The sequence below is a fragment of the Chitinolyticbacter albus genome (genome assembly GCF_024437655.1).
Classification (GTDB): domain Bacteria; phylum Pseudomonadota; class Gammaproteobacteria; order Burkholderiales; family Chitinibacteraceae; genus Chitinolyticbacter; species Chitinolyticbacter albus.
This window is the reverse complement of the sequence record NZ_JANBVF010000035.1, coordinates 46,229-52,930: the sequence shown is the minus strand read 5'-3', so window position 1 is coordinate 52,930 and position 6,702 is coordinate 46,229. Positions and strand designations below refer to the sequence as shown.

Sequence of the window (6,702 nt, the reverse complement as noted above, 5' to 3'; positions counted from 1 at the left end):
CCCCAAAAATAAAAACCGCCGGTTCCCCGGCGGTTTTTCTTGGTGCGGCCTACGTTCTCACTTGCGTGCAATCGCTCGCCAGCCAATATCGCTGCGGTACTGCATGCCCTCGAAACTCACCCCGGCCACGAGCTCGTAGGCGCGCTTGTGCGCGGTCTTGAAGCTGTCGGCCAGCGCGGTGACGCACAGCACGCGCCCACCGGCGGTGACGACCTCACCGGCCGCGTTCTGCGTCGTGCCGGCGTGGAAGATGTGGCCATCTTCCTCGTGCACCGTGTGACCGGTGATCACGTCGCCCTTCTTCGGCGTTTCCGGGTAGTTGGCGGCAGCCAGCACCACGCCCATGGCGACGCGGCGATCCCATTCGGCTTCCACTTGATCCAGCGTGCCGTTGATGCCGGCCTCGATCAGCGCGACGAAGTCGCTCTTGAGTCGCATCATGATGGGCTGGGTTTCCGGGTCGCCGAAGCGGCAGTTGAATTCGACCACCTTCACCGAGTTGTCGGCGCCGACCATCAGGCCGGCATAGAGGAAACCGGTGTACTCGATGCCGTCCTTGGCCATGCCGGCCACGGTGGGCAGGATCACCTCGCGCATGGCGCGGGCGTGCACTTCCGGGGTGACCACCGGGGCCGGGCTGTAGGCGCCCATGCCGCCAGTGTTCGGGCCCTGGTCGGCGTCCAAGAGGCGCTTGTGGTCCTGGCTCGATGCCATCGGCAATACATTCTTGCCATCGACCATCACGATGAAGCTCGCTTCCTCGCCTTCGAGGAAATCCTCGATCACCACGCGGGCGCCGGCATCACCGAACTTGTTGCCTTCCAGCATCATGTCGACGGCGGCGTGCGCTTCGTCCAGGCTCAACGCCACCACCACGCCCTTGCCTGCGGCAAGGCCATCGGCCTTGATCACGATGGGCGCACCACGCGCGGCGATGTAGTCGTGCGCTGCCCTGGCGTCGCTGAAGGTCTCGTAGGCGGCAGTGGGAATGCCGTGGCGCTGCATAAAGGCCTTGGCGTAGTCCTTGGACCATTCGAGCTGGGCGGCAGCGCGGGTCGGGCCGAAAATCTTGAGGCCTGCGGCACGGAAGGCATCGACCACGCCCTGCGACAACGGCGCCTCGGGCCCGACCACGGTAAAGGCCACCTGCTCGGTCTTGGCAAAGGCCAGCAGCTCATCGATGGTGTGGGCCGGCACGTTGACGAGATGGGGATCGAGCGCGGTTCCGGCATTGCCGGGTGCGACGAAGATCTTGGCCACGCGCGGGCTCTGCGCCAGCTTCCACGCCAGTGCGTGTTCACGGCCACCATTGCCGATGACGAGTATGTTCATGGGATTTCCTTGCCTGATGCAAAAACAGGGGCCTTGCCAGCGCTCTGCGCCTGCGTGAGCGTCTTCGCTGGCGGCATTGAAACGAGCCAGGCCAATTCGTCGCGCACAACAGGATACAGGGTGGCGATAAAGGCCGGGTTGAAATGGTCGCTGTCGCGATAGATAGGTATGCCGCTGGCCACCGCGCTGCAGCGTTCGGCGTCGCATACCTGTTTGAACGGGTCCCAGATCCGCACCGATTGCGGATAGCGCGAACTCGCAGCACGTATCACGGCCAGCACCTTGCTGCGCTGGGCTTCCGCCTCGTGGCGCGAAATGGCGCAGCGCAAGGCATCGCCCCCGTAGTACAGGCAATCGGGCACGCGCCACGGGAATTCGGGGCTGTCCGCGATCACCAGCACGCGCTTGCCTTGCCGCACCAGCGTGGCCAGCGTGGCATCCAACGTGCGCGCCATGATCTGCAGCGATTCATCGGTGCTCAAGCGTTGCTCGACTTCATCCTCGCTCCAGGCCGCATCGACCAGGTAGCGGGTATCGGAACCGGCAAACGCGGGCGGATCGCCGATATAGCTGGTCCAGTAGGCCGACAGCACCACGCCCTTCAGCTGCGGCAACGCCGAGATTTCAGCCAGCTTGGCGCGAGTCAGCGCGGTGACGATGGGTTTCGTTCCTTCCGGCTCGCGCACGGCCGTACCGGCAAGCGGCGGGCTGCCGGCACTGCCGCGCATCAACACGGGCAATTGCGTGTCGGCAGCGAAGGCAGCAAACAGCGGTCCATAGTGCGAGGCGTGCGAATCGCCCCACACATACACCGCGGGCTCCATGCTGCCACCTTCATCGGCATGGATGGTGCAGCGCTGCCGTGGCGTCAGCGTGGCGGAGCGGGCCTCCTCGGCCTCGCCAGCGCATTGCGGTATGCGCGCCAGATCATACTCGTCGCTGAACTGCACGCCCTTCCAGTCATGACTTGCCAACTTGCCCGCCAGAACGGCGACCAGGGCCAGGGCGGCAAGGCTGCCCCAGGTCGAGACCCTGCGCAGCGCGGGAATGAAACGCAGCGGCGACTCGACCCAGCGCCAGCTCGCGTAGGCCAGCAGCAGCGCCACGCCGATGGCGGCGGTATTGACCCAGAGCGTCCAGGGTCGCGCGCCGTAGACGGCCAGCATGGCGATCAAGGGCCAGTGCCACAGATACCAGCCGTAGGACAGCCGGCCCAGCTGCACCACTGGCGCCCGATCGAGCGGCGATCGCTGACCCGCCACGATAGCCGCCAGCATCAGCAAGCTGCCGCCGACCGGCAATGCGGCGGCCAACCCCGGAAAACGCATGTCCGCGTCGAACAGCAGCATCGCGGCGATCACGGCGCCCGCTCCCAGCCAGAACGACGCCATGCGCCCGCGCGGGTATCGTTCGATCCCGCCGCACAGGCTCGCCCGGTTCAGCGCGAGGCACGCGCCGATGCCCAGCTCCCAGAACCGTGGCAGCAGCAGGTAGAACGCCGTGCTGCGCTCGGCCGGCAACAGGAACTCGGCATAACAGAACGATGCGATCGTCGCCGCGCCGAGCACGATATTGCCGGCGGTACGGCCAAAGCGAAATGCCAGCCAGGCCAGCGCGAACAGCAGCAGGTAGAACTGGAACTCGACCGCCAGCGACCAGGTGTGCAAAAACGGGTTGAGCTTCACGCTGGCGGCGAAATAATCGCCAGCGTGCTTCTCGAAATAGACATTGGAGGTGAAGTACGCAGCGCGCTGCCCGGCACGCAGCATGCCGGAACGATCGCCAGGGGCATACCACCATGCGGCGAGCACGGCGATCGTCGCCAGCATCAAAAGTAGCGCTGGCAGCAGGCGGCGGATGCGGCGAGCCATGAAATCGGTGAACGACAGGCGCGCGCGGCCGCGCCACAGCAGATCGCCGAGCAAAAAGCCCGAGATCACGAAAAAGACATCGACGCCGACGAAGCCACCGCCGAACAGCGACCAGCCGGCGTGGTACAGCACCACGCCGAGCACGGCCAGCGCCCGCAGGCCATCGATGGCGGGCCATGCGGGTTGTGGGGAGGTCGATGTCATGGAAGGTGGGCGATCCAGATGGGTCGGCGCAAACCGGGGCGATTCGGGAGCGGGCCGTACGAGGGCACGGAACGCAGTGGCGATGCGCGCCTCATTGTTCGCGACTCGCCACGCACCCTGGCCATCACACCGCGCAACCCACGGCCATGGGCGAGCGAGCAGCCCGAGGACGCGAAGCCAGCGCCGACGTGTACTTTGATGTACACGAGGCGCGCAGCGACAAAGTCATCGGACTGCGCAGCCGCACAATCAATGGCGGAAGTGGCGGATGCCGGTGACCACCATGGCAATGCCATGCTCGTCCGCCGCGGCGATCACTTCGTCGTCACGCACCGAGCCGCCCGGCTGGATGATGGCGGCAACGCCGTTCTCGGCGATCACATCCACGCCGTCGCGGAACGGGAAGAACGCATCCGATGCGGCCACCGAGCCGCGCAGATCGAGCCCGGCGTTGCGGGCCTTGATCGCGGCGATCTTGGTGCTGTCGACACGACTCATCTGACCGGCGCCGATACCGAGGGTCTGGCCCTTGCCGCAGAACACGATGGCGTTCGATTTCACGAACTTGGCCACGTTCCAGGCGAACAGCAGGTCCTTGAGTTGGGCATCGGTCGGCTGGATCTTGGTCACGACCTTGAGATCAGCCAGCGTCAGCGTGTGGGTATCCGGGGTCTGCACCAGGAGGCCACCGCCGACACGCTTGAGGTCGAACTTGTTCTCACCCGTTTCGATGGCGACTTCGAGCACGCGCACGTTCACCTTCTTGGCGAGCAATTCCAGCGCGGCCGGGGTGTAGCCCGGGGCGATCAGTACTTCCATGAACTGCTTCGATACCGCCTCAGCGGTCTCGACGTCGACCGGCTTGTTGAAAGCGATGATGCCGCCGAACGCGCTGGTGGTGTCGGTGGCGAACGCCAGCTGGTAGGCGCTGTACGGATCGGCCGCGACAGCGATGCCGCACGGGTTGGCATGCTTGACGATCACGCACGCCGGCAGCTCGAACTGCTTGACCGCCTCCCAGGCGGCGTCGGCGTCGGCGATGTTGTTGTAGCTGAGCTCCTTGCCCTGGAACTGCTTGTAGTTGGCGAGGCTGCCCGGGGCAGGATGCAGGTCACGGTAGAACGCGGCGCTCTGGTGCGGGTTCTCGCCGTAGCGCATGTCCTGCACCTTCTCGAACTGCAGGTTGAGACGCTGCGGATACGCCGCCTTCTCGCCCTCGGCGGTCAGCGCGGTCAGGTAATTGGAGATCGCGCCATCGTAGGCCGCGGTATGGCTGAACGCCTTTTTGGCGAGATTGACGCGGGTGGCGAGACTGAGCGCGCCGCCGTTCGCCTTCATCTCGTCGACCAGGCCGACATACTCGGCCGCGTCGGTGACGATAGCGACGTGGGCATGGTTCTTGGCGGCGGAGCGCACCATGGCCGGGCCACCGATGTCGATGTTCTCGATGGCGTCCTCGAAGCTGCAGCCGGGCTTGGCGATGGTCGCCTCGAACGGATACAGGTTCACGCAGACGAGATCGATATTGCCGATGCCGTGTTCCTTCATCGTTGCCACGTGGGCATCGAGATCACGCCGGCCGAGGATGCCGCCGTGGATCTTCGGGTGCAGCGTCTTCACGCGGCCATCCAGCATTTCCGGGAAGCCGGTGTAGTCCGACACCTCGATCACCGGCACGCCGTTCTCGGCAAACAGCTTGGCGGTGCCGCCGGTGGAAAGGATCTCTACACCCTGCGCGGCCAGCGCTTGGGCAAACGCCAGAACGCCGGTCTTGTCCGAGACGCTGATCAGCGCCCGCGTGATTTTGCTCATCTCATGCACCTGTTTTTGGTTTGGTGATTACAGTAGGTCGTACGTCTGCAGTTTCTTGCGCAGCGTATTGCGATTGATGCCGAGCACCTCGGCGGCGCGGGTCTGATTACCGTCGACGCGGGCCAGTACCAGCGTGAGCAAGGGCTTTTCCACCCGCGCCAATACCATGTCGTACACCGCGCACGGCGCCTCGCCATCCAGGTCCTGGAAATACTGTTCGAGTGAAGCCGCAATGGCTTCGGCGATCGGATCGCTGACCGAACTTACGGCGCGATCATCGTTATGGTTCATGCTTCCCCCGATTGTTCCTGATCCGCAGCCACGTCGTCGACGTAGCGCAGCCTCTCGCTCTCCTGACCCAGGCGCGCAAAATACGCGCGGGTCTCCTCCCTCTGTTCTGCGGTTGTTTCCAGCCGGTACATAGCCTGCCGGAATGGATTGCTGCCCGATAAACCCTTGGTGTACCAGGCAATATGCTTGCGGGCGATGCGACAACCCGAGTATTCGCCGTAATGGCTGTACAGCGCATCGAGATGCTCCAGCAGCACCTCGCTGATCTCCGCCACGCGCGGAGCCGGCAGGGTCTCGCCGGTGGCGAGGAAATGCGCGATCTCGCCAAACAGCCACGGCCGGCCCTGCGCCGCGCGGCCGACCATGATGGCGTCCGCGCCGGTGGTTGCGAGCACCTCGCGCGCCTTAAGCGGGCTGTCGATATCGCCGTTGGCGATGATGGGCATGGCCACGCTCGCCTTCACCTCGCGGATCAGCGCGTAGCGGGCGTCGCCGTTGTACATGTCTTCGCGGGTGCGCCCGTGGATGGCCAGTGCGGCAATGCCAGCGTCCTCGGCCATCCTGGCCACGCGCAGGATGTTCTCCTCGCCATTCCGGAACCCCAGCCGGGTCTTCAGCGTGACCGGCACATCCACCGCCTTGACCACCGCTTCGAGTATCTCGCCGACGAGTTGCTCGTGCTGCAACAGGGCGGAGCCCGCCAGCTTGTTGCACACCTTCTTGGCCGGGCAACCCATGTTGATGTCGACGATCTGCGCGCCGTTATCCACCTGGTAACGCGCTGCCTCGGCAAGCTGGGCCGGATCGGAGCCGGCGATCTGCACCGAGACCGGCGCGAGCTCGCCATCGAAATCGGCGCGGCGCAGCGTCTTCTTGGTCAGCCGCAGGCTCTGGTCGGCCGTGATCATCTCGCTCACCGCGTGGCCCGCGCCAAAGCGCTTGCACAGCTGCCGGAACGGCTTGTCCGTCACGCCGGCCATCGGCGCGACGATCAGGTTGTTCGCAAGTTGATAGGGGCCGATGCGCATGGCGGCAAGGCAAGGGGGGAATGGCGAGAGGCGCGCATTCTAACGCCTGCCTATTTTTTGGGCAACCGCCCGCTGGCAGCCGGTCGCGCCGCAGTCCAAGCCCGGCTTGCCGTAGCGGGCAGCGGCACTTGCGCCAGACAAGCCATGCGGCGACGATGGCGTTT

Annotated in this window: 5 protein-coding genes; all 5 read right to left on the bottom strand. The window is 65.1% G+C overall.

What is annotated here, in order from left to right; genetic code table 11:
* Positions 1 to 57: 57 nt before the first annotated feature.
* The 5 genes from purD to dusB all read right to left on the bottom strand — a co-directional run bounded on the left by purD (position 58) and on the right by dusB (position 6,538).
* Positions 58 to 1,332: a phosphoribosylamine--glycine ligase gene (gene purD, locus NLI84_RS16280; RefSeq protein WP_255991735.1), complete on the bottom strand. Its 1,275-nt coding sequence runs from the start codon at positions 1,330 to 1,332 to the stop codon at positions 58 to 60.
* The gene (locus NLI84_RS16275; RefSeq protein ID WP_255991734.1) at positions 1,329 to 3,407 is read right to left on the bottom strand and encodes an acyltransferase family protein; all 2,079 of its coding nucleotides are present in this window, start codon (positions 3,405 to 3,407) and stop codon (positions 1,329 to 1,331) included. Before NLI84_RS16275 ends, purD begins: the two co-directional genes overlap by 4 nt.
* A gap of 249 nt (positions 3,408 to 3,656) precedes the next feature.
* The gene (gene purH / locus NLI84_RS16270; protein ID WP_255991733.1) at positions 3,657 to 5,219 is read right to left on the bottom strand and encodes a bifunctional phosphoribosylaminoimidazolecarboxamide formyltransferase/IMP cyclohydrolase; all 1,563 of its coding nucleotides are present in this window, start codon (positions 5,217 to 5,219) and stop codon (positions 3,657 to 3,659) included.
* A 27-nt stretch (positions 5,220 to 5,246) separates the two neighbouring features.
* Entirely contained in the window at positions 5,247 to 5,510 is a 264-nt protein-coding gene (locus NLI84_RS16265; RefSeq protein WP_255991732.1) for a helix-turn-helix domain-containing protein, read from the bottom strand.
* On the bottom strand, positions 5,507 to 6,538 hold the full coding sequence (gene dusB, locus NLI84_RS16260) for a tRNA dihydrouridine synthase DusB (protein WP_255991731.1): 1,032 nt from the start codon (positions 6,536 to 6,538) through the stop codon (positions 5,507 to 5,509). The genes NLI84_RS16265 and dusB overlap by 4 nt, the downstream gene beginning before the upstream one ends.
* Between the last annotated feature and the right edge of the window lie 164 nt (positions 6,539 to 6,702).